Source organism: Cyanobium sp. Cruz CV13-4-11, assembly GCF_024346055.1.
GTDB lineage: Bacteria > Cyanobacteriota > Cyanobacteriia > PCC-6307 > Cyanobiaceae > Cyanobium.
In genome coordinates this window covers 30542-51930 of the sequence record NZ_JAGQCH010000023.1, presented here as the reverse complement: position 1 = coordinate 51930, position 21389 = coordinate 30542, and the positions used below count along the sequence as shown (strand labels likewise).

The window sequence follows — 21389 nt, the reverse complement described above, 5'->3', positions numbered from 1 at the left end:
CCGCACCCAGCCGCTACTGCCCATGGGCCTGGGCTACGTGGAGGGCGTCACCCACGACTACATCCGTCACGGCACTACCACCCTGTTCGCCGCCCTGGACGTGGCCACCGGTGAGGTTCTGACCCAGCGCAGGCCCCGCCACCGGCACCAGGCGTTCCTGGGATTCCTGCGCCAGATCGAGAAGTCCGTCCCCGAGGACCTCGATGTCCACCTGATCGTCGACAACTACTGCACCCACAAGCACGCCCTAGACCGAAGGTCTTCCGCGCAGCGGTAGGTCCGGGCCTGGCTGGCGCAGCGGCCCCGCTTCCACGTCCACTACACCCCCACCTACGCCTCCTGGCTGAACCAGGTGGAGCGCTGGTTTGGGATCATCACGCAACGGGCCATCCGGCGCGGCAGCTTCTCCAGCGTCCTAGCCGCAGGCTTCCGCGCAGCGGTGAGAGCTGATCGCCAAGATTGAGCAGTTCGTGGCGGCTTACAACAAGACCAAGGGCCGGTTCAACTGGACGGCGACGGCGGAATCAATCCTGGAGAAGCTCCAGCGACTTTGCTCGCAAATCTCCGGGACGAGACACCAGGCTACTTCTTTCCAGAGCCAGGGACACTTAGGAGTTGTCATGCCGAGCTCTGCGGGGTCTGATGCGAAGCCTCCTCCCTCTCGGCGCCCTCGCCGTGGTGGCCTGCCTGCCCGGCTGCAGCGGGCCTGGGCGAGAGCCACCGCCGATTGACACCCTGGCCCGGACGGCGCGCCTGCGGATCGGCCCCCATCGACTCCAGCTGCCGGTGGTGGCAATCGATCGGGTGGAGCGGCCCTGTGCGAAACCATCGTTCTGGCCCTGTTCCTATGGGCAGCACGAGCTCGCGGCTCGGCGAGCCGGGGCCAGGTGCTGCCGGTCTCCAGCCTCACGGTGACCCTCACGGGATACAGCACGTTCCAGGACAGCGCCCGTGATGAATCGGTCGCCATCCCGCAGCTGTGCGGCAAGCTCCAGCAGCGCTGGGCGCGCCGGCAGTGCAGCGGCTCCGACCTGTTCCCAGACAACCTCAGGCGCTTCACCCTGATCGTGCCCAGCGCCCTCATCCCGACGAACGGCCTGGGCAGCATCGGTGGTCAGGAGGAAGACGTGCGAGAGGTGGTGCAGCGCCTGCGCCCTGTGGGCCAGGCGCCCGCCCTGCACTGCGCGCCGGACGGCAACGGGCTCTGCACCGCCGCCTTCAGGCTGAGCGAAGGGGTGCTCGCGGTGTGGGTCCTCGCCGACACTGACGCCGGCCCGCGCCCCCTCCGGCGCCAGGCCGCCGCGATCAGGGCCTTTGTGGAGCACGCGGCCGGTGAACGGGAAGCCTATGGGCAGCTGATCCAGGCCCTGCACCAGCCAGGCTGACGCCTTCGTGGTGGCCGCGCACGCCAGCTCCTGTTGGCCCGCATCAGACTGCTGGGTCAACTTCACGACCCGGCCGCAGCTGAGCGCAGCCGGCCATGGCATGTGCCACTTCATCAGCGCCGTCCTACCGAGTTCCGCCGATCTCAGCGCCCTGGCCGGGGTCATGGCCCATCACGGCCGTGCGCTGAAGCCCCAGAGCAATCCCGTTCTTGGAGCCCAACTGCAGGCCGGTGAACAGCTCCTGCTCACCACCGCCGGCCACTGCGACTGCGGCACGGCCCTGGGGGCCCTCGAGCGCAACGCGGCCCGCCTGGAGCGCCGCCGCAGGTCGAGCGAGCGGAAGGAGGCGACCCTGCGCCGCAGGGGCTGGAGTGAAGCCAGGATCCAGCGCTGGCGAGAACAACAGCAGAGCCACCGTTCGGGGCTTCATCCGCAGGCCGGGGTCACAGACTGGGAACGCCTGCTCACCGACATGCTCAGGGAGCGCCACACCGCGACCGTTGGCCTGCTCCTGCACTGGTACGGAGAGGGGGCCGACGAGCCGATCGCCCTGCAGGGCCGGGCAACCCTGCCGCTGTGCGTGGAGAGCCTCGGCCGGCTCCGGGAGGACGTTCTCGCCATCTTCCGGGCTGGCAGCGAGGGTGGGGATCCAGATCCGCTGCCGCCTCCTTCGGCATGAACAGGCCCGTCGCCGCGCTGCCGTGGTTGCTGCTGGCCAGCGAGGACGCCTACGAAGGCATCACCCGGCTGGCCGAGATCCGCCAGCTGATCCCCAGAACGCTGTCCTTTCCCCCAGCGCCATGATCACCAACCCCAACCCCAACTCGGCCCGCCGCGGCCCTGCTGCGTCCAGCGCGATCATGGCGGTCGCCCTGGGCCTGATCCTCCCGGCCAGGGGTCTGGCGGATTGCCTGCTGCCGGAGGCGGGGACCACGGTGCGGATCGCGGTGCGCTCCTGTACGGCCATCCAGGCCGACAGCGACCCGGAGGTGCGCACCCCTGTCCGCCTGGACGGGCCCGGGGTACTCGTGGGTGCACCCACAATCCGGCGCCTCTACACCGGTGCCCTGGTCACCGACAACCGTGGCGACCGCTGGATGGCTCCCAGCCAGGCTGCCGATCCCTGCAGGGGTTTCAGGCCGGGCTCCACGGTGGAGAAACGGGCCTCGTTCACATGCTGCGACACCGGCCGCTGGGGCAAGTGCGTGTTCGGTGGGCGCTTCCTCAGCGATCCCGGCAAGCCTCCCATCAACGCCTTCCAGTAACCAGACCTTCCAGTAACCGGGCCTTCCAATCACCGGGCGATCACCAGCCCCCCATTGCCGCCCTGCTCAGGCATCCAGGCTCTCGCGCCTGGTGCCCTCATCGCTCACAATCACCACCTCGCGGCCCTCCATCCGAAAGCTCGCATAACCGGGATCCTCGCCCCGGGGCTCGCCATGGCTGAGCCGGGGCCTGCCGTCCACCGTCCAGCGGGCCTCAAACGGCAGGAAGGAGCCCTGGTGCCAGAGCAGGCGCGCGCCGAAGGCGCGGCCCATGGCCAGCACGCCCTCGGCGGGGCCCATCCCCTCGGGGGGCTCGGCCTCCTCGGCCTCGAACCAGCGGGCATAGGCGAGCTGCAGGGCCTCGGGCTCCAGCGAAGCGCCCCGCAGCACCAGCAGGGAGGCCTCGGGATCCACCCGCAGTTCCGCTGGCACCCGCAGCAGCAGGGCATCGCAGAGCAGACCGAAGCCATCCAGCAGCTCGGCCAGCTCCAGGCTGCGCCCATCGCTGGCCTCGAGCCGGATCCCCTGACCGCCCCAGGGCAGCGCCACCCGCACGACCTCGCCCCAGGCGATGCGCCGCGAGCGGCCGAAACGCAGGCGCTCCAGGCCCGCCCCATCGAGCACGAACGTGTCCGCCAGGGAGGACACCACCAGCACCACCCCGAGCAGCACGAAGATCAGGAAAACAAGGGCCGCCCTGGGACCGCCGCGGGCGGGCGGCGAATGCCAGGCGAACCAGGCGCACAGGGAGAACAGCAGGATGCAGCCCAGGCCCAGTCCTGTTATCCAGAGGGGATAGGCCAGAAGCCGGCGCTGCGGCGTGCCGCGCAGCCGGTGGCGCCGCCGGGCCGTGACCCGCGCCATCCAGGCCCAGGGCCCCTGGAGGCCGCTGGCTGTGGCGAGGAGCGCGGTCGGTGGCATCGCATCCATCGCTCCAGTCTCATTGATCCGAATCCAGCAGGGCCGTCCTGGCGCCCTCCCGGGCCAGGGCACCATGGCTGGGTGAGGTGATCACGGCCCGCAGGGCAGGCACGGCGGCGGGCGGGAGGGGCCGGATCCGCCCCAGTTCCCAGGCGGCGGCGGTCGCCAGCCAGGGCTCCCTCAGGGCCGAAACGATCGGGGGAAGACAGGTTGCGCAGCGAATCGCCGCCAGGGCCCGAAGGGCGGCTTCCGCCACCTGATCGCGGCACACTCCCTCACGGTTTTTGCGGTACTCAGGCGAGCGGCGGTCGAGGCTGCGCAAGGCGGCTGCCACCTCCGCTTCCTGAAACACGTGCCGAGTGCGGTTGGGGTGTTGCCGCTCCAGACGTTCCACCACCGCCCGTCTCGCCAGGTCCTGGTCCAGGGCCAGCACGGCCTGTAGGCAGGCCCGGGCGCGCCCCGCCCGGTCGGCGATCCGCGCCTCCAGCACCTCGGCAATCAGGCCGGCCTGGCCGCTGGCCAACGGACCCAGCGCCTGCATGGCCTCCAGGGTGACCCGGGCATAGGCCGGCTGGGTGGCCAGAACCCTGGCGAGGGGCCCCAGGGCTCGCCCGTCGCCGATGCGCCCGAGGGCCTCGATCACCGCGCTCCTGACGGAGATGACGCCGACCCCTGTGGTGCCATGGCCGGTGTCGCGATCCTCGGGCCCGGAGTTGAGGGCCTGCAGCAGCGCAGGCACGGCGGCGCGGGCGGCCGGACCCAGCTGGCCGAGACACCGGGCCGCATCCGCAGGGCTGATGAGGTCGTCATCGCCTTCCAGGAGCCAGGTGAACAGGCTGGCGGGAAACGCTGCGGGCCGGCGCAGGCTGCAGCGGTCGCCCTCAGCGCGGAACTGGAACGGCCCTCCCTCGAGCTGCCGCACCAGCCCCTGCATCGAGAGCCGTTCGGGCGCGCCCTGACACCCCACCAGAGCGATCAGGACGGCCGGAACGGCCAGCCATGGCCGCAAACCGATCCCTGCGCTGCCCATGGTGACCTCCGGTGCTGGGCGTCCTGTGGCGCCACACAATTTCCATGATGCAGAGCTTGCCGATGCCTCGCACCCCCGCAGCCCGGCCTTGCCCGTTGCCTTTGCTGGCGCCGGTCCTGCTGCTGGCGGTGGGCTGCGCCACCCTGGCGGGCTGCAGCACCCGCCAGTCCGATGAGCTGGCCCTGCGGCGGGAGTTCGCCGTGCCCTGGGGCGCCAGCGTGGTGCTCTACGCCGCCTCGCCCGAAGAACCCGGCTGGTTTGGCCGGGAGGGGCTCAAGATCACGATGGTGTTCCGGCTGAGCCCGGCTGCTGCCGAAACCTTCAGCCGCGGCGCCCTGCGTTCAGGCCGCTGGCGGCCGCTGCCGATCCCCGCGGCCGAACTCCGGCACCTGGCGGGCATCCGCACGGCGATCACATCGCGGCCCGACGCGGCGCAGCACACGGGCACCCCGCTGGAGCGCTTCCAGGCCTCGCTGCCGCCGCTGCCGCGGGCTGGGCTCTATCAGATCCGAACCGCCGGCGACAACATCATGGGGGCACCCAAGCGGATCATCGGCCCCCTGCGGGACGACGTGAACGACTTCATGCTCGCCGTGCTGGATCCGGAGGAGCGCACCCTGACGATCCGCGTCAGCAGCAACTACTGAGCAGGCTGGCCGTGGCCGTCAGGCCCCCGCTCATGCAATCGCAGCGAAGGCGTCGCGGAAGGCCTCGATCGTGGCGTCGATGTCGGCGTCGCTGTGGGCCAGGGAGGTGAAGCCGGCCTCGAAGGCGCTCGGTGCCAGGTAAACGCCGCGCTCGAGCATGGCGCGGTGCAGGCGGCCGAAGCGGGCCGTGTCGGCGGCCTTGGCCTGCTCGAAGTTGCGCACCGGCCCCTCGCAGAGGAAGAAGCCGAACATGGCGCTGATGTTGCCGCCGCAGCAGGGCACGCCCGCCTCGGCGGCGGCGGCCTGGATGCCGTCGCTGAGCCGGCGGGTGATGGTTTCCAGCCGCTCGTAGCTGCCGGGTTGTTTCAGCAGCTGCAGGGTCTTGATGCCGGCGGTCATGGCCAGGGGATTGCCGCTCAGGGTGCCGGCCTGGTACATCGGCCCGGCCGGCGCCACCATCGCCATGATGTCGGCCCGGCCGCCGTAGGCCCCCACCGGCAGGCCGCCGCCGATCACCTTGCCCATGGTGGTGAGGTCAGGGGTGACCCCGAAGCGGGCCTGGGCGCCGCCGTAGGCGATGCGGAAGCCGGTCATGACTTCGTCGAACACCAGCAGGGCGCCGTTCTCCTTGGTGAGCTCCCGCAGGCCCTCGAGGAAGCCGGGCTCGGGGGTGATGAAGCCCGCATTGCCCACCACCGGCTCCAGGATCACCCCGGCGATCTCACCCGGGTTGTTGGCGAACAGCTCCTTGACCGATTCCAGACAGTTGTAGGGGGCGGTGAGGGTGCCGGCGGTGACCGCCCGCGGCACCCCGGGGGAATCGGGCAGGCCGAGGGTGGCCACCCCGGAACCCGCCTTGACCAGGAACATGTCGGCGTGGCCGTGGTAGCAGCCCTCGAACTTGATCACCTTCTCCCGGCCGGTGAAGGCGCGCATCAGCCGCAGCACCGCCATGCAGGCCTCGGTGCCGGAGTTCACGAAGCGCACCATCTCCACCGACGGCACGGCGGCGATCACCAGCTCGGCCAGCTCGTTCTCCAGCACGCAGGGCGCCCCGAAGCTGGTGCCCTTCTCCAGGGCCTCGTGCAGGGCGGCGATCACCTCCGGATGGCTGTGGCCGCAGATGGCGGGGCCCCAGCTGCCCACGTAATCGATGTAGCGGTTGCCGTCCACGTCCCAGGCGTAGGCGCCCTTGACCCGGTCGAAGACGATCGGCTGGCCGCCCACCGACTTGAAGGCCCGCACCGGGGAACTGACGCCGCCGGGCATGAGTGTCTGGGCGGCGGCGAAGATCTCCTCGGATCGGGTGGTGAGGAGAGCAGGGGCCGAGGTGGGCGCTGAAGGGGTGGCCGAACTCAAGGCGGGATCCGCGGAAGGTGGAGGCATTCGTTTCCCATCCTGACCCAGAAGGGTGCCGGGGTGCCTGGCCTCAGTAAGTTCGGAAGCAATGCCCCCCCTCCCCCGGCCCACAGGAGCCCCTGCGTGACGATCGACTGGGCCGCGATGGAGCGCCACTGCCGCGCCCTGCTGCCGTCACGGGCGGTGGTGGCGGCGCCCCAGGAGCTGCTGGCCTACGACTGCGACGGTCTCACCCTGCACCGGTCCCAGCCCCGTCTGGTGGTGCTGCCGGAAACCACCGAGCAGGTGGCGGCCCTGCTGCGGCTCTGCCACACCCGGGGGGTGCCCTTCGTGGCCCGGGGCAGCGGCACCGGTCTGTCCGGCGGCGCCCTGGCCGAGAGCGAGGCGCTGGTGATCGCCACCACCCGCATGCGCTCGATCCTGGACGTGGATCTGGCCAACCGCCGCATCACCGTGCAGACGGGGGTGATCAACGGCTGGGTCACCCGGGCGGTGGCCGGCGACGGCTTCTATTACGCCCCGGACCCCTCCAGCCAGGTGGTGTGCAGCATCGGCGGCAACGTGGCTGAGAACTCCGGTGGGGTGCACTGCCTCAAGTACGGCGTCACCAGCAACCACGTGCTGGAGCTGGAGGTGGTGCTGCCCGACGGCACGGTCACCACCCTGGGCAGCGGCCTGGCCGAATCCCCCGAGCTGGATCTGCGTGGGGTGTTCATCGGCAGTGAAGGCACCCTGGGCATTGCCACCGCCATCACCCTGCGGCTGCTGCGGGCGCCCCAGAGCGTGGCGGTGCTGCTGGCCGATTTCACCGCCATGGAGGCGGCCGGTGAGGCGGTGCGTCTGGTGACGGCGGCCGGCGTGCTGCCGGCGGGGATGGAGATCATGGACAACTTCACGATCAACGCCGTCGACGATCTCTTCGGCCGCGACGAGTACCCCCGCGACGCGGCCGCGGTGCTGCTGATCGAACTGGACGGGCAGGAGCGCGAGGTGACGGCCGCCGTGGAGATCGCCGGCGAGCTCTGCCGCCAGGCCGGTGCCCGCACGATCCGGCGGGCCTCCAGTGAGGCTGACCGGGCCCTGCTGTGGAAGGGCCGCAAGTCCGCCTTCGCCGCCGTCGGCCGCATCACCCCCACCTATTACGTGCAGGACGGCGTCGTGCCCCGCAGCGCCCTGCCCGCCGTGCTGGCGGCGATCGAGGAACTCAGCCGCCGCTACGAGCTGCCGGTGGCCAACGTGTTCCATGCCGGCGACGGCAATCTCCACCCCCTGATCCTCTACCGGGCCGACGAGCCCGGCGTGATCGACCGGGTGCAGGAGCTGGGTGCCGACATCCTGCGCCTCTGCATCGAGGCCGGCGGCAGCATCACCGGCGAGCACGGCGTGGGCAGCGACAAACGCTGCTACCTCGACTGGATGTTCGCCCCCGACGATCTGGCCACGATGCGCCTGGTGCGCGAGGCGTTCGATCCGGCGGGCCTGGCCAACCCCGGCAAGATCTTCCCCACCCCGCGCAGCTGCGGCGAATCGGCGCGGCGCCAGGCGTCGTCCCTCACCGTGCGGCTGGAGCCCCTGGAGGTCTTCTGAGCGGGGCGTCGGACCTACGTTGAAGGGCCTCCACCACCTGCGCACCATGAAGTTCCGTCGGATGGCCAGCCTGGGTGTGGCGGCCGTGCTGGCTGTGGCAACCCCCGCCCAGGCCCAGTCGCCGGTCGTCAACCTGGTGGCCAAGAAGGTGATCGAGCGCTTCCAGAAATCCACCTGTGACCAGCTCTGGGCCGCCCGCAGCGAGCGGCGTGGGTCCCAGGAGCAGCGCGTGCTCGACATGCTCAACGACGAACCCCAGCTGCGTCAGGCCTTCATCGACCAGGTCGCCGGTCCGGTGATGAACAAGCTGTTCGTCTGCGGGATGATCCCCTGAACAGCCGCCTCAGCTCGCCGCCTCAGCCCGCCACCTCAGCCCGCCGCAGTGAGCCACCAGCGCCCCAGGCCCACCGCGGTGGCGGCGCCGATCACGGGCAGGGCCCCGAGGCCGCGGCCCAGCAGCACCACCGCCGCCAGCAGCACCAGTACGGCGCCGCCGTCGAGGCCGCCGCTGGGGGCCAGGGCCGGTCCGGCCAGGTAGAGCGCCAGGCTCAGGATCACCCCCACCACCGCGGCGGTGATGGCGGTGAGGGGGGCGCCGACGCGCAGGTCCTCCCGGCTCGCCTCCACCAGGGGGCCGCCGGCCAGGATGAACAGGAAGGAGGGCAGGAAGGTGAACCACACCACCACCAGGGCGGCGACCACGCCGGCCGAGAGGGTGCCGCTGCCGTTCCAGCCGCCCATGAAGCCCACGAACGCCACCACCATGATCAGCGGCCCCGGTGTGGTCTCCCCCAGGGCCAGGCCGTCCACCATCTGGGCGGCGTCCAGCCAGCCGTAGGTGTCCACCGCCCCCTGGGCCACGTAGGGCAGCACGGCGTAGGCGCCCCCGAAGCTGACCAGGGCCACCTTGGTGAAGAAGCGGGCCATGGTGGCCAGCTGGCCGTTCCAGCCTCCCGCCAGGCTCAGCAGGGCCAGGGGCAGGCCGAGGGCCACCCCACCCCCCAGCAGGGTGAGGGCGAGGCGACGCCAGTGGAAGCGGGCGTGGTGGGGGGTGGGTGTGGCGTCGCCGTGCAGGGCGGCGCCGGGTGTGGCATCGCCAGTCGCATCGGCCGTGGCGCTGGCGACGGCTCGCGCTGGGGCCTGGAACAGGGCCGGCCGCAGCCGACCGCCGATCCAGCCCACCAGGGCCGTGGCGATGATCAGGGCCGGGTAGGGCACCCGCCCCACCGCCAGGGCCAGGCAGGCCGCCGCCGCGATCAGCACCAGGGCGGGGTTGTGCAGGGTGCGCCGCCCCAGCCGCCAGGCGGCCTGGAGCACGATCCCCAGCACCGCCGGTTTGAGGGCCCAGAACACTGCCGCCAGCACCGGCAGCTGGCCCCAGATGGCATAGATCGCCGAGAGGCTCAGCAGCACCACCACCGAGGGCAGCAGGAACAGGCCTCCGGCGATCAGGGCGCCGCCCAGGCCGTGCATCAGCCAGCCCAGGTAGGTGGCCAGCTGGGTGGCTTCCGGCCCCGGCAGCAGCATGCAGTAGTTGAGCGCGTGCAGGAAGCGCCGCTCCGACAGCCAGCGCCGGCGCTCCACCAGTTCGGCGTGCAGCAGCGCGATCTGGCCGGCCGGCCCGCCAAAGCTGACCAGCCCCAGCCGCAGCCAGAAGCGGGCCGCGGTGGCGAGGCTGTAGGGATCCGTTGTCATCGTTCAGCTCTGCCCGGTGCACACCTTAATCAGCCTGGAGGTCGTCGAAGCCAGCCCAGAAAGGCCATCACCGTGCCCGGGAAATGATGTGCTTTCACCTACACCGTTCCGGCCAAAGTGGCAGCAGGATTTGTTTGGTACAGAGGTTCATTCTCCTGGCCTGAAGCCGATGCGACGCCAACCCCAGGCCGATGACCTGTCCGAGCCACCGTGGGCATCCACAGACCGAGCCTGTTTCAGTCCCTGGACGAATTGGCGGGCCTGGGTCGTGATTCTTGGTGGCGTCGTCATCGGTTATGCCATCGGTTTTTCTCCCCAGTTGTTCATCCTGCTGGCGATGGTGTGTCTGGCTTGCGGCTGGTTCTTCGGGCGTTGATCGGTACCCAAAGTCTTTTCATTTCTGAGGCCAACCATGCGCCTGTCCGTTGATTCCGCTCCATCGTCCGTGGCCCATGCCCCGGCCCTGCGGCCCGTGCCGAACAACCTCGGCCCGACCTTGCTGCTGGCCGTCGGGTTCTTGATGGCCCCCCTCCTGATCGGGGTGCCGCTGCTTGTCCTGGGCCTTGCCCTGCTGCGCTCGGCCGATGGAACCCCGGCGCTGCCCTCCCTCTCCCGTTCCCTGGCCCGCTGGCGTCAGGCCAGCGACTGCCGCAGGATCGATGCCAGCTGACCCTGTTCCGCCAGAAACCCGTCGTGGCCGTGCTGGCTGTCGATCGCGGTGAAATGGACGGGCCCACCGATCCCCCGCGCCAGCTCCCGCTGGCTGTGGGGCGGGAAAAGCTGGTCGGAGTTCACCGACACCACGCGCGTGGGGACGCAGATCCGGGCCAGGGCGGCAGCCACGCCGCCACGCCCGCGGCCCACGTCATGGCCGGCCATGGCCTGGGTGAGGACGAGGTAGCTGTTGGCATCGAAGCGCTCCAGGAATCCACCGACTTCCTCGATGCCCCCGTCCTCGCCGCCCCCGTAGGTGCGTTGGGCGATGGTCCGGGCCCGGGCCAGCCCCGCCCGGGGGCCACCGCCGGCATGGTCGTAGAAGTCGCCGCCCAGGAAGGCCGGATCCTGGCGGATGGCCTCGATCTGGCCGTGGTGGCAGGCGTTGGTCTGGGCGGAGCAGCCGCCCGGGATGGCCGATCGCCCACTCCATGGCGCGCATGCCGCCCATGGAGCCCCCGATCACCGCCTGCCATCGCTGGATCTGGAGCCTGTCGCTGAAGGCCACCTCCGCCTCCACCTGGTCGCGGATCGTGAGCGCGGGGAATCGGCTCCCCCAGGGCCTGCCGTCGGGGGGCGATCAGCCCATCCCACCAGCCCCCGGTGGGGTGGCCGGGACCGGCCGGACCGGCGGCGTGGCTGTCGCCGCTGAATCCATGCAGGAGCAGCACCCCGTTGCTGCGGGAGGCATTGGGCTGCCCCCAGCACTCATGGGCGATGGTGATCGGCCCCAGCGTGTCCCCGGATTCCAGCTGCAACGGCTGCGCGCCGAACAGCTCGAGGACGTGCCGATGGCCGGCGCGAGGGTTCGTCCGGGTGGTCGCCAAGGTCAGGCCTCCTGCGGCGACGCCGGGCTCAGGCGGCGGTCCGCCCGGAGCCCCGGGATCCCCCGCAAGAGCTGGGACCATCCATGGCGTTGCCGTCCGACCACGGGCAGGTCCTGTTGTTGCCAGGCCCCGAATCCGCCGGCGAGATGGCGGATTCTGCGGACATGGCCCTGGGTCTGGAGTTGTTCGATCGTTGTGGCTGAATGCTGGCTGCTCTCGCCCACCAGGATCAGGTCCCCATCGGGGAGCTCGCCGCTGATCAGCCAGCCGCTGGGAATGTTGTGACTCCCTGGAACATGGCTGCGGCGATAGCGGCCCCTTGAGCGAAGATCAATGATCAGCTCAGCTGAACCGGGGCCATTCGGGCCTGGGCCGGCCAGCAAGCGCAGGAGTTGCCGGGGGGAGAGGAGATCACTGGGAAGAGCAGTGGATTCTGGATTTTGAAAGGCCGGAGTCATGGAGGTCCTTTGCTGCGGTGCCCCAATCTTCAGGCCCGATGGTCTTAACTACGGTAATCCGGGCAACAAACCGTTGAAAATGATCTTTCTGCCGGGACCGTGCACCGATTGCATCCAGAAGTCGTTCCCAGGCGCCACCCATGAAAAAGGATCCTGCTGTTCGACAGGATCCTTGAATTCCCTTACGCGCACTCCTTCGGAGCACCCCCACACGGTGCTCCTTTCCTTGTGAGCCGGTCGTGGTTGTGAGCACACGGCCGAAGGCCTGAACGCACAGGCTGATCCCCTGATGTCCGGCCAGGCTGAATGGCACAAGGACTCTCCATCCGTTCCGCATGGGCTACCACCACGACCACGATGGGCTCCGGGACCGTCAGGACTCCCTCTGCGATCAGGAATTTCTGACGCGGGCCGAGCGCCAGGACCTCCAGCCGCTGGAGGTCCGCCGCCTGCTCTGGGAGGGAGCCACCCTGGTGCAGCGGAAGCATCCGCTCGGCGACTCCCTTGAGGGAGCCGTCCAGCTGGAGGCGGAGATGGGGGCGGATCGGATCCGCGCCCTGCTGCCCGACCTGGCCTGCCCCCTGCTCTGTGTCGGACGGGGCCGTGGGGGGGCGATCCAGTCTTCGGCCGTGCAGCTGGCGGAGGACCTGCTCGACCTGGGCTACCGCCATGTCTTCTGCCTGGTCTAGGCGATTCGGGAGGCGAGGGGATCGGGTGGCTGGCGGTGCACCACCTCTCCGTCCACCAGCAGAACGGCTTCTCCCGCCTGCAACGGCAGCCATTCCTCGTCCGTTGTGAGTGGTTCGGTGCTGACGATCGTCACGACGTCGTCGACGCCGGCCAGCTCGGAGAAGTCGACGCAGAGGTCGTCATCGGCCAGGGTGGCGCGGCCGAAGGGGGACCGGCGTGTGATCCGGTGCAGCCGGCTGCTGGCATGGGCGAACAGCCAGCTGCCGTTGCTGATCAGGCAGTTGAACGTGCCCTGATGCTCCAGCCGCCGCGAGGCTTCGACCAGGGTGGCGAACGTGGTCTCCAGATCCTCCGGATCCCCATCGGCGGCGTTCAACTGCTCGAGGATCCAGCAGAAGGCGATTTCGCTGTCGGTGGATCCCTCCGGCCGAAACAGGTGCGTGCCCGGCAGGGGCCCCAGCAGGTTGCCGTTATGGGCGAACACCCACTCCCGCCCGCGCCAGCGGCGATGGAAAGGGTGGCAGTTCTCCAGGGCCACCACCCCCTGGGTGGCCTTGCGGATGTGGGCGATCGAGCAACGGGAGCGCAGATCCAGGCGGGCCACCTTGGCGGCGATGGGCGAGAAGGCCGCCGGTGCGTCTTCCCGGTACAACTGCACGCCGCGGCCGTCGGGGTCGAAGCTGGCCACCCCCCAACCATCGGCGTGGACTCCGGTGGCGCCGCCCCGGCGGGTGAGGCCATGGAACGAGAAGCGCATGTCGGTGGGGGTGTTGGCACTGAGGGCCAGCAGTTCGCACATCGTCTGGCAGCCACCGTCGCCCCCATTGTCTCCGCAGGGGCGCCCGGATCAGCGTGAGCGGCTGAACAGCTGGTCCCAGACCCCGTCCTTGCCGAAGAAGGTGGTATTGATCTTGCCCCAGCCGCCGAAGTCGCCGGCCGAGAACAGCTGCTTCACGGGGGCGAAACGATCCTTCACCCGGCTCCACACACCGGGACTGACCGGGCGGAAGCCCTCCTCGGCAAAGATCTCCTGGGCTGGCTCGCTCTGCAGGTAGGTGGCCAGGGCTTCGGCGGCCTTGCGGGTGCCCTTGCGGTCCACGTTGCGGTCGATGACGGTCACCGGGCCCTCGATGCGGATGTTGACCTCAGGCACGATGAAGGGGGCCTTGAGATCACCGGTCCGTTTCGCCAGGATCGCCTCGTTCTCATAGTTCAACAGCACGTCACCCTGGCCGCGGTTGAGGAACACGTCGCTGGCCTCGCGCGCGTCCTTGGGCAGGTTTTCCACGTTGCGGTAGACGGAGCCCACGTAGGCCTTGGCCTGGGCCTCGCTGCCCCCGGTCTGACTGACGGAGCCCCAGAGGCCCAGGAAGTTCCAGCGTGCGCCGCCGGAGGTCTTGGGATTGGCCGTCACCACGGTGATGCCGGGCTTGGCCAGATCCGCCCAGGTCCGGACGCCTTTGGGGTTGCCGTCCCGTGTGATGAAGGCCACCACCGAGTTGGTGATGATCGAGCCGCCGGGCAGATCCTTCTCCCAACCAGGCTCAACCAGGCCCGCCTCCTGGAGCTTCAGCACGTCACCCGAGAGGGCCAGGGTGGCCACGTCGGCATCGAGGCCGTCGATGATCGCCCGGGTCTGGGAGCCGGAACCGCCGTAGCTGGTCTTCACGGCAATGGCCTGGCCGGTTCGGGCTTTCCAGTCGGCTTCGAACGTGGGCAGGATCCGGTCATAGGCCCCCTTGGTGACGGCGTAGCTCACCAGCAGCAGCTCCTGGGGAGCACCGCCTGCACCGGCAACACCCTCGGGCCGCGGGCTGCAGCCCGTCAGGGCCAGACCGCCCACCAGGACAGCGGTCAGGGCGAGCGGGGCGGCCGCGCGGGGGGCGGTGGCAGGTCCGGAGCGATAAACCACGGTTCTCTGATCGACAATCGGCCAGAGCCTACACCGGTCACCCTCTACGGCATCAGCGGGATTTGGAGAAGATCGAATCCCAGAGCCCTCCCTTGCCGAAGAAACGCTTGTTGATGGTGTCCCAGCCGCCGAAGTCCTTGGCGGTGAACAGCTTCGTGACCGGAGCGAATCGGGATCGCGTCTCGGCCTTGACCTTGGCGGTGACGGACCGGAAGCCCTCCTCGGCGAAGGCCCGCTGGGCCGTATCGGAGTAGAGATACCGGGCGAAGGCTTCAGCCACCTTTCGGGTTCCCTTGCGGTCCACGTTCTTGTCAACCACGGCGATCGGACCTTCGATCAGGATGTTCGTGGTGGGCACGATGTAGGGGGTTTTCCAGGTGCCGCTCTTCCTGGCCAGGATCGCTTCGTTTTCATAGTTGAGCAGCACATCGCCCTGGTTGCGTTTCACGAAGACGTCGGTGGCCTCACGGGCATCCTTGGGGAGGGTGTCCACGTTGCGATAGACGTTCGTCACGAAGGCGCGGGCCTTGGCTTCATTGCCGCCGGTCTCGGTCACCGAGCCCCAGAGGCCCAGGAAGTTCCAGCGGGCGCCGCCGGAGGTTTTAGGATTGGCGGTGATCACCTCAACGTTCTTGTTGTCGAGATCGTTCCAGGTGCGGACCTTCTTGGGGTTGCCGGGTCTCACGAAGAAGGCGACCACCGAGTTGGTGATGATGCTGTTGTTGGGGTTCTCCTTCTCCCAGCCCGGACGGATCAGCCCCGCCTCCTCGAGCTTGATGGTGTCGGCCGCCAGGGCCAAACCCACCACATCGGCAGCCAGACCGTCGATCACGGCCCGGGTCTGGGAGCCGGAGCCGCCGTAGCTGGTCCGGATCACCACGCTCTGGCCGGTCCGCTTCTTCCAGTCGGCCGTGAAGCCGGGAATGATCTTGTCGTAGGCCGCCTTGGTGACGGCGTAGGACACCAGCAGCAGTTCCTGATTGTTCGCCGGTTGCTGGGCCTGGACCTGCAGGGGCAGCAGGGTGCCGGACCCCCCCAGGGCGACGGCGACGGCCAGGGGGGCGGCCACCAGGCCGGGATGCCACGGGCGGCGGCCGGCTGGGGCGGCCGGCGAGGAGAACGAATGAAGCACAGATATCCGATGGGTGAACTGTTGAAAGTTATTCCTCGCCTGGCTCCGCTGATGTAGGGCGGATTACACCGATGGGGAGCCTGGGGGGTGGTTCCCCAATGCTGTGGGGCTGCCACAATCCCCGTAAGACAACCGTGGATTCCCTTGGCCTTCAGCGCGAAAACCGGCTACGGCCTCGTCTCGCTCATGGAGCTGGCCGCCATCCATTCCCGCGGCGGGGTGCTCCAGGTGGCGGAGATCGCCCAGCGCCAGGGCATCCCCGATCGCTACCTCGAGCAGATGCTGGCCAGCCTGCGGCGGGGCCAGATTCTGCGCAGCACCCGGGGCCCGAAGGGGGGCTACCAGCTGGCCCGGCCGCCGGCGGACATCCGCGTCGATGCCATCGTCAGCTGCCTGGAGGGGGACGTGGCCCCCCGCTCCGCTGGCGAGGGCGCCACCCCCGAATTCGAGGTGCTGGGCCGGCTGGAGCAACGGCTGGAGGAGGCCCGCCTGGGGATCCTCTCGGGCACCACGCTGCAGGACCTGCTCGACCAGCGGGATCACCTGGCCCAGGCCCAGGCGATGTACTTCATCTGAGGCTGGGACGTCCAGGATCGTTAAATAGACCACATTGCCGATGGGGAATGTGAGGTATGGTTTGGGGGTCCCCGCAGGCTCCCCATGTGCTGTTGTCGGCGAATGCCTGTTGCCAGCCGATCGCTGGCCGTTTGCTCTGCCCAGATGACCCCGTACCTATCCCTTCTTTCCTGCGGCCATGACCACCTCACGCCCACCCCAGGCTCTCCGCCTCACGCTCCTGCCCCATGACGTCCTGCCCGATGGGCTGCACTGGAGAATCCAGGACGGCTACATCCGCACCGCGTCCCACGACGAGGAAGGCGAATCCTTCACCCTGGGCCTCTGGGGCCCGGGCGACTGGGTGACCAATGCCTACTCAGCCCTGCGGCCGGTGGAGATCCAGTGCCTGTCCACCGTCGTGGTGGAGCAGGGCCATCCCAGCGAGGCCGAGATCCTGGCCTTCCTGCACCACCAGATCCGCAACACCGAAGAACTGTTCGAGATCAACCGGGTCCGCGGCGCCGAGTCCCGGCTGCTGAGCCTGCTGCGCTGGATCGGCATCCGCTTCGGCCAGGTCAGCAGCCGGGGCTACCGGCTGTCCCTGCGGGACATGAACCTCACCCATCAGGCCCTGGCGGAGATCTGCGGCCTCACCCGGGTGACGGTCACCAAGACCCTCAACCATTTCAAGCGCCTCGGCCTGCTGCATCAGGTGAGTGACACCGACCTGATGGTCAGCATCCCCTGAGCGCGCCGATGCGTCTCAGCGCCGAATTCTCAGCGTTCTTTCTGTTCATCAACACCCACGCATCAACACCCACCGACATGGCCGCCCAGTACTTCCGCTCCAGGCTCAATGAGCCCCAGCCCCAACGCTTCACCCTCGTCTTCCGTAACGGTGAGCTGCTGCGCCACCAGGATCCCCTGGCCGTGGCCCAGTACCTCGCCGATGCCCGCCTGGCGGAGGTTCATTCCGAACCTCCGCGGCACCGCGCCGCTGCCGCCCAGATCGACTGATCAGATCGAATAGTCCGGCTGGAAGGCGTGGGCCTGGCGACTGATCACATGCAGTCGGTCGCCGGGCTTCAGGTTGGCGTAGTCCACCTCTTCCCGGGGGAACTGGGCCACCACCACCTCTTCGGTATCGAGCACCAGTTCCGCCTGCAGGTCGCGGCCCATGTGGGTGAGGCGCCGCAGGCGTGCCGGCACGGTGCCCGGCTGGGGGGTGGCATGCACCTGCACGTGGTGGGGGCGCACGAAGATCCTTCCTTCCGCCGGCAGCGGCGGTACGGCTCCCCGGTGCACGGGCAGGGCGCCGCTGGGCAGTTCGTTGACGGCCCCCACGAAGCTCATCACGAAGGGGGAGGCGGGATGGTCGTAGATCTCCGCCGGAGAGCCGATCTGCTCCACCCTCCCTTCGTTCATCACCACGATCCGATCGGCCACCTCCATGGCCTCCTCCTGGTCGTGGGTCACGATCACGGTGGTGACGTGCATCTCGTCGTGGAGGTTGCGCAGCCAGGCGCGCAGCTCCTTGCGCACCTTGGCATCGAGGGCGCTGAAGGGTTCATCGAGCAGCAGCACCTGGGGCTGCACCGCCAGGGCCCGGGCCAGGGCCACCCGCTGACGCTGGCCGCCGGAGAGCTGGGAGGGGAAGCGGCTGCCATAGCCCCGCAGGTGGACCAGGTCGAGCAGCTCGTCCACCCGGCGGCGGATCGCCTCGGGCTTCCAGCGGCGCAGCTCGAGGCCGAAGGCCACATTGCGGCGCACGTTGCGGTGCTTGAACAGGGCGAAGTGCTGGAACACGAAGCCCACCTGGCGCTCCTGCACCGAGCGTTGGGTGGCCTCCTCGCCGGTGATCCAGATGCGGCCGGCATCGGCCTCCTCCAGCCCGGCGATCAGGCGCAGCAGGGTGCTCTTGCCCGATCCGGACGGCCCCAGCAGGGCCACCAGGGAGCCGCTTTCCACGTCGACGCTGACGTCGTCCACGGCGCGGAAATCGCCGAAGCTCTTGCTGACGTTGGCGACGCGAATGCCCATCGGAACGGCCATGGTGGCAGTGGAGTGTCGACTATACCGGTAAACACACCGCTGAACCGCGCTTTAAACCGGCTACAGTGATACGGTCAGCGCCACCACGCCGATCCGGCGCCCCGATGACCCCCGCCCCGCTGCGCCGCTGGCGCCCCCCTTCCCTGAGCCTGCCCAGCTGGCCCTGGCGCATCACCTGGACCTACCTGGGCCTGATCCTCTTCCTGCCCCTGGGGGCCATGCTGCTCAGGGCCGCAGAAGTGGGGCCCGTCGGTTTCTGGGAGATGGCCACCACCCCGGAGGCCCTCGCCACCTACCGGGTGAGCTTCGGCCTGGCCCTGGTGGCCAGTGTGATCAACGGCGTCTTCGGTCTGGTGGTGGCCTGGGCGCTGGTGCGCTGCCGCTTTCCCGGCCAGCGGGTGCTGGATGCCCTGATCGATCTGCCCTTCGCCCTGCCCACCGCCGTGGCCGGGTTGGCGCTCACGGCCGTGTACAGCACCAACGGCTGGCTGGGGCAACCGCTGAACGAGGCCTTCGGCCTCAAGGTGGCCTTTGCCGCCCCCGGGGTGACGGTGGCGATGGTGTTCATCTCGCTGCCCTTCGTGGTGCGGACCGTGGAGCCGGTGCTGCGTTCCCTGGAGAGGGAGCAGGAGGAAGCCTCCTGGTGCCTGGGGGCCTCGCCCCTGCAGACCACCGTGCGGGTGGTGCTGCCCCAGTTGCTGCCGGCGATCCTCGGCGGGGTGGCCCAGGGCTACAGCCGGGCTGTGGGCGAATACGGCTCGGTGGTGATGATCTCCAGCAACGTGCCCTTCAAGGACCTGATCACACCCACCCTGATCATCCAGAAACTCGAGGAGTACGACTTCGAGGCCGCCACCGTGATCGGTTCGGTGATGCTGATCTTTTCCCTGTTCAGCCTGCTGGTGATCAACCTGCTGCAGGTCTGGGGCCAGCGCTACCAGGGTGATTCGGCCTGATGTCCCTCCAGCTTCCCTTGCGTTGATTCATTTCCCATGAGCATCGTTGTTCCCACCCTGGAGACCCCCAGGCCCACGCCCACTCCAGCCAAGCGATCGCGCCGCCAGGGCCTGGACCTGCCGGCCATCCTGATCCCGCTGATCGCCTGCCTCTACGTCGGGGTGGTGATCCTGCTGCCGGCCCTGAGCGTGGTGGCCTCGGCCTTCGCCAAGGGGGTGGGCCCCTTCCTGGAGAACTTCCAGTCCCACGAACTGCTGTCCGCCCTGCGGCTCACCCTGTTCGCCACCGCCGTGGCCGTGCCCTGCAACGTCATCTTCGGCCTGGCGGCGGCCACCGCCATTGCCCGCCGTGAGTTCCGCGGCAAGGCGCTGCTGCTTAGCGTCATCGACCTGCCCTTCTCGATCTCGCCGGTGGTGGTGGGCCTGATGCTGGTGCTGCTCTACAGCCCCACCCATGGCCTGCTGGGGGGTGTCATCGAGAGCCTGGGCTGGAAGATCATTTTCTCCTGGCCTGGGATTGTGCTGGCCACCATCATCGTCACCTTCCCCTTCATGGCCCGGGAGGTGATCCCGTTGCTGGAGGAGGAGGGCTGGGAGCAGGAGGAGGCCGCCCGCACCCTGGGCGCCACCAACTGGCAGGTGTTCTGGAAGGTGACGCTCCCCTCGGTGCGCTGGGCCGCCCTCTACGGCCTGATTCTCACCACGGCCCGGGCCCTGGGCGAGTTCGGAGCCGTGGCGGTGGTCAGCGGCAACATTGAGGGCCTCACCCAAACCCTGCCCCTGTTCGTGGAGGACGCCTACAAGAACTACCAGACCGAGCTGGCCTTCGGCGCGGCAATGGTGCTGGGGGGCGTGGCGATCGTGTCGCTGCTGCTCAAGATCCTGGTGGAGCAGGTTCTGGAGCAGGACAAGAAGGCAAGCCGAATGCCTCTGGACGGCTGATCGGGGCCTGCGAGCAGCCCCCGGGCGGTTCGATCTGGATCGTGCTGTGGGTGATGCCAAGGTCCGCCAGCCGCTGCTGGGCCAGCTGCAGCAGCTCCCCCCCATCCCCGCCGGCGGTGGGCCGGCCCAGGTGGGCCGTGAGCGCCGTGCGGGAGGTGCTCATGCCCCAGACATGCAGATGGTGGACGTTCTCCACGCCGGGCAGGCTGCGCAGGGCCGCCTCCACCGCGGCCAGGTCGATGCCCCGGGGCACGGCATCGAGGGAGGCACTGAGGGCCTCACCCAGCAGCTCCCAGCCGCTCCAGGCCACGGCCAGCCCCACGCCGATGGCGGTGGCGGCATCCAGCCACGGCCAGCCCAACAGCGTCATCAACAGGGCGCTGACCAGCACCGCGGCCGAGACGGCGGCATCGGTGAGCAGGTGCACCACCGCTGCCCGCCGGTTCAGATCGTGATGATGGCCGGCGCCGAACAGCCGGGCCGAGAGCAGGTTCACCACGATGCCGGCCGCCGCCGCCCAGGCCACCGGGCCGCTCACCACCGGCACCGGATCCAGCAGCCGCTGCACCCCCTCGACGATCACCACCCCGGCCGCCATCAGGATCAGGGCTGCGTTCATCAGCGAGGCCAGCTGGGTGCTGCGGCCGTAGCCGTAGGTGAAGCGGGCCGTGGCCGGCCTTGAGCTGAGCTTTTCGGCCCCCCAGCCGAACAGCAGCCCGCCCACGTCACCGAGGTTGTGAATGGCATCACCGATCAGGGCCAGGGAGCCGAAGCCGATGCCGATCGCCAGCTGCAGCCCGGACAGGGCGCTGTTCAGAAGCACCCCCCAGAAGAAGGCCCGGGGCGAACCCTGGGGGTGCTGATGGCCGTGCTCGTGGGCTTGCTTGTGTTGGTGGGAATGGGACGCCATGGAGGCCTCTTAGCAGCGCTGGCCTCGGCTGGCCTTCAGCTCTGGTAGTGGGAATCGAGCCAGCACCGGGGCAGGGCCTCCCCGGAGGGAAAGAACAGGTCGACCTTGGCGTACTCATGGGGATCCTGCATCTCCTCGCCGCCATGGAGCCGGGCCTCGACCCGGGTGTCGAACGGGTTGAACAACTGCTTGACGTTCAACACCTCCACGAGGCTGGCGTCATCGTTGTGGCGTACTTTCAGGAACATCGCCATGCTCCGGTTCTCGATACCTTCAGTCTGGTGCCACGGCGCCGGTAAAGGTAGCGAGCGTGACATTTCTGCCTCCCCGCTGCCTGGCACCCTGCGTT

28 protein-coding genes and 1 pseudogene are annotated in these 21389 nt (G+C 69.1%); 17 read left to right on the top strand and 12 right to left on the bottom strand.

Translation table 11 applies throughout. The annotated features are described in order from the left end of the window. The 5 genes and pseudogenes from KBZ12_RS15115 to KBZ12_RS15095 form a co-directional block, all read left to right on the top strand. Nucleotides 1-578: pseudogene (locus KBZ12_RS15115) on the top strand (IS630 family transposase); the annotation flags it as partial. Between the two features lie 309 nt (nt 579-887). Further along, nucleotides 888-1385, top strand: coding sequence for a hypothetical protein (locus tag KBZ12_RS15110; RefSeq protein ID WP_254958812.1), 498 nt, complete (start codon nt 888-890; stop codon nt 1383-1385). Nucleotides 1386-1485: 100 nt separating this feature from the next. Continuing rightward, entirely contained in the window at nt 1486-2064 is a 579-nt protein-coding gene (locus KBZ12_RS15105) for a hypothetical protein (protein ID WP_254958811.1), read from the top strand. Next, nucleotides 2061-2189 (top strand): hypothetical protein, encoded by a 129-nt coding sequence (locus KBZ12_RS15100; protein ID WP_254958810.1) that lies wholly within the window; start codon nt 2061-2063, stop codon nt 2187-2189. Before KBZ12_RS15105 ends, KBZ12_RS15100 begins: the two co-directional genes overlap by 4 nt. Beyond that, complete coding sequence (locus KBZ12_RS15095) at nt 2186-2650, top strand: hypothetical protein (RefSeq protein WP_254958809.1); 465 nt, start codon at nt 2186-2188, stop codon at nt 2648-2650. Before KBZ12_RS15100 ends, KBZ12_RS15095 begins: the two co-directional genes overlap by 4 nt. Before the next feature lie 66 nt (nt 2651-2716). Here the strand turns inward: KBZ12_RS15095 and KBZ12_RS15090 are convergent, their stop codons facing one another. Next, nucleotides 2717-3571 carry a hypothetical protein gene (locus tag KBZ12_RS15090; RefSeq protein ID WP_254958808.1) on the bottom strand — a complete coding sequence of 285 codons (855 nt, stop codon included), beginning with the start codon at nt 3569-3571 and terminating at the stop codon, nt 2717-2719. A 19-nt stretch (nt 3572-3590) separates the two neighbouring features. Beyond that, on the bottom strand, nt 3591-4601 hold the full coding sequence (locus tag KBZ12_RS15085) for a HEAT repeat domain-containing protein (protein ID WP_254958807.1): 1011 nt from the start codon (nt 4599-4601) through the stop codon (nt 3591-3593). 62 nt (nt 4602-4663) lie between these two features. Here KBZ12_RS15085 and KBZ12_RS15080 point away from each other — a divergent pair, with 62 nt between their 5' ends. Further along, entirely contained in the window at nt 4664-5248 is a 585-nt protein-coding gene (locus tag KBZ12_RS15080; protein ID WP_254958806.1) for a hypothetical protein, read from the top strand. 30 nt (nt 5249-5278) lie between these two features. Here KBZ12_RS15080 and hemL read toward each other — a convergent pair whose 3' ends face one another. Then, nucleotides 5279-6634: a glutamate-1-semialdehyde 2,1-aminomutase gene (gene hemL / locus KBZ12_RS15075; RefSeq protein WP_254958805.1), complete on the bottom strand. Its 1356-nt coding sequence runs from the start codon at nt 6632-6634 to the stop codon at nt 5279-5281. A 117-nt stretch (nt 6635-6751) separates the two neighbouring features. On the opposite strand from hemL, the gene KBZ12_RS15070 reads away from it, so the two are divergent. Together KBZ12_RS15070 and KBZ12_RS15065 are read left to right on the top strand one after the other, a co-directional pair. Continuing rightward, nucleotides 6752-8194, top strand: coding sequence for an FAD-linked oxidase C-terminal domain-containing protein (locus KBZ12_RS15070; protein ID WP_261360089.1), 1443 nt, complete (start codon nt 6752-6754; stop codon nt 8192-8194). A 46-nt stretch (nt 8195-8240) separates the two neighbouring features. Then, on the top strand, nt 8241-8528 hold the full coding sequence (locus tag KBZ12_RS15065; RefSeq protein WP_254958803.1) for a hypothetical protein: 288 nt from the start codon (nt 8241-8243) through the stop codon (nt 8526-8528). Nucleotides 8529-8563: 35 nt separating this feature from the next. Here the strand turns inward: KBZ12_RS15065 and chrA are convergent, their stop codons facing one another. Further along, entirely contained in the window at nt 8564-9889 is a 1326-nt protein-coding gene (gene chrA / locus KBZ12_RS15060) for a chromate efflux transporter (protein ID WP_254958802.1), read from the bottom strand. A 169-nt stretch (nt 9890-10058) separates the two neighbouring features. Between chrA and KBZ12_RS15055 the strand changes: the two genes are divergently transcribed. Both KBZ12_RS15055 and KBZ12_RS15050 read left to right on the top strand, forming a co-directional pair. Continuing rightward, nucleotides 10059-10265 (top strand): hypothetical protein, encoded by a 207-nt coding sequence (locus KBZ12_RS15055; protein ID WP_254958801.1) that lies wholly within the window; start codon nt 10059-10061, stop codon nt 10263-10265. A 36-nt stretch (nt 10266-10301) separates the two neighbouring features. Then, entirely contained in the window at nt 10302-10559 is a 258-nt protein-coding gene (locus tag KBZ12_RS15050) for a hypothetical protein (RefSeq protein WP_254958800.1), read from the top strand. Here the strand turns inward: KBZ12_RS15050 and KBZ12_RS15045 are convergent. Then, complete coding sequence (locus tag KBZ12_RS15045) at nt 10523-10768, bottom strand: hypothetical protein (RefSeq protein ID WP_254958799.1); 246 nt, start codon at nt 10766-10768, stop codon at nt 10523-10525. The genes KBZ12_RS15050 and KBZ12_RS15045 overlap by 37 nt on opposite strands. Here KBZ12_RS15045 and KBZ12_RS15040 point away from each other — a divergent pair. Next, nucleotides 10757-11104: a hypothetical protein gene (locus KBZ12_RS15040; RefSeq protein WP_254958798.1), complete on the top strand. Its 348-nt coding sequence runs from the start codon at nt 10757-10759 to the stop codon at nt 11102-11104. The genes KBZ12_RS15045 and KBZ12_RS15040 overlap by 12 nt on opposite strands. Nucleotides 11105-11432: 328 nt before the next feature. Here the strand turns inward: KBZ12_RS15040 and KBZ12_RS15035 are convergent, their stop codons facing one another. After that, nucleotides 11433-11813: a rhodanese-like domain-containing protein gene (locus tag KBZ12_RS15035; protein ID WP_254958797.1), complete on the bottom strand. Its 381-nt coding sequence runs from the start codon at nt 11811-11813 to the stop codon at nt 11433-11435. Between the two features lie 410 nt (nt 11814-12223). Here KBZ12_RS15035 and KBZ12_RS15030 point away from each other — a divergent pair, with 410 nt between their 5' ends. Further along, nucleotides 12224-12577 (top strand): hypothetical protein, encoded by a 354-nt coding sequence (locus KBZ12_RS15030; protein WP_254958796.1) that lies wholly within the window; start codon nt 12224-12226, stop codon nt 12575-12577. On the opposite strand, the gene KBZ12_RS15025 is transcribed toward KBZ12_RS15030, so the two are convergent. The 3 genes from KBZ12_RS15025 to KBZ12_RS15015 are packed head-to-tail and all read right to left on the bottom strand — an operon-like array spanning nt 12574 to nt 15559. Beyond that, the gene (locus KBZ12_RS15025) at nt 12574-13377 is read right to left on the bottom strand and encodes a class II glutamine amidotransferase (RefSeq protein WP_254958794.1); all 804 of its coding nucleotides are present in this window, start codon (nt 13375-13377) and stop codon (nt 12574-12576) included. The two genes, KBZ12_RS15030 and KBZ12_RS15025, sit on opposite strands and share 4 nt — an antisense overlap. 48 nt (nt 13378-13425) lie before the next feature. After that, complete coding sequence (locus KBZ12_RS15020) at nt 13426-14490, bottom strand: sulfate ABC transporter substrate-binding protein (protein WP_254958792.1); 1065 nt, start codon at nt 14488-14490, stop codon at nt 13426-13428. Nucleotides 14491-14542: 52 nt separating this feature from the next. Next, the gene (locus tag KBZ12_RS15015) at nt 14543-15559 is read right to left on the bottom strand and encodes a sulfate ABC transporter substrate-binding protein (RefSeq protein ID WP_254958791.1); all 1017 of its coding nucleotides are present in this window, start codon (nt 15557-15559) and stop codon (nt 14543-14545) included. 207 nt (nt 15560-15766) lie between these two features. On the opposite strand from KBZ12_RS15015, the gene KBZ12_RS15010 reads away from it, so the two are divergent. The 3 genes from KBZ12_RS15010 (at nt 15767) to KBZ12_RS15000 (ending at nt 17197) form a co-directional block, all read left to right on the top strand. Further along, nucleotides 15767-16198 (top strand): Rrf2 family transcriptional regulator, encoded by a 432-nt coding sequence (locus KBZ12_RS15010; protein WP_254958790.1) that lies wholly within the window; start codon nt 15767-15769, stop codon nt 16196-16198. Between the two features lie 178 nt (nt 16199-16376). Beyond that, a complete protein-coding gene (locus tag KBZ12_RS15005) occupies nt 16377-16928 on the top strand; it encodes a Crp/Fnr family transcriptional regulator (protein WP_254958789.1) in 552 nt (183 codons plus the stop codon). Between the two features lie 8 nt (nt 16929-16936). Next, complete coding sequence (locus tag KBZ12_RS15000) at nt 16937-17197, top strand: hypothetical protein (protein WP_254958788.1); 261 nt, start codon at nt 16937-16939, stop codon at nt 17195-17197. On the opposite strand, the gene KBZ12_RS14995 is transcribed toward KBZ12_RS15000, so the two are convergent. Then, nucleotides 17198-18220: a sulfate/molybdate ABC transporter ATP-binding protein gene (locus tag KBZ12_RS14995; protein ID WP_254958818.1), complete on the bottom strand. Its 1023-nt coding sequence runs from the start codon at nt 18218-18220 to the stop codon at nt 17198-17200. Between the two features lie 116 nt (nt 18221-18336). Between KBZ12_RS14995 and cysT the strand changes: the two genes are divergently transcribed. Then, nucleotides 18337-19188, top strand: a complete 852-nt coding sequence (gene cysT, locus KBZ12_RS14990; protein WP_254958787.1) for a sulfate ABC transporter permease subunit CysT — start codon at nt 18337-18339, stop codon at nt 19186-19188. 36 nt (nt 19189-19224) lie between these two features. Then, nucleotides 19225-20130, top strand: coding sequence for a sulfate ABC transporter permease subunit CysW (gene cysW, locus KBZ12_RS14985; RefSeq protein ID WP_254958786.1), 906 nt, complete (start codon nt 19225-19227; stop codon nt 20128-20130). On the opposite strand, the gene KBZ12_RS14980 is transcribed toward cysW, so the two are convergent. Beyond that, nucleotides 20063-21040 (bottom strand): cation diffusion facilitator family transporter, encoded by a 978-nt coding sequence (locus KBZ12_RS14980; protein ID WP_254958785.1) that lies wholly within the window; start codon nt 21038-21040, stop codon nt 20063-20065. The genes cysW and KBZ12_RS14980 overlap by 68 nt on opposite strands. A gap of 35 nt (nt 21041-21075) precedes the next feature. Continuing rightward, nucleotides 21076-21294 carry an acetyltransferase gene (locus KBZ12_RS14975; protein WP_315859321.1) on the bottom strand — a complete coding sequence of 73 codons (219 nt, stop codon included), beginning with the start codon at nt 21292-21294 and terminating at the stop codon, nt 21076-21078. Between the last annotated feature and the right edge of the window lie 95 nt (nt 21295-21389).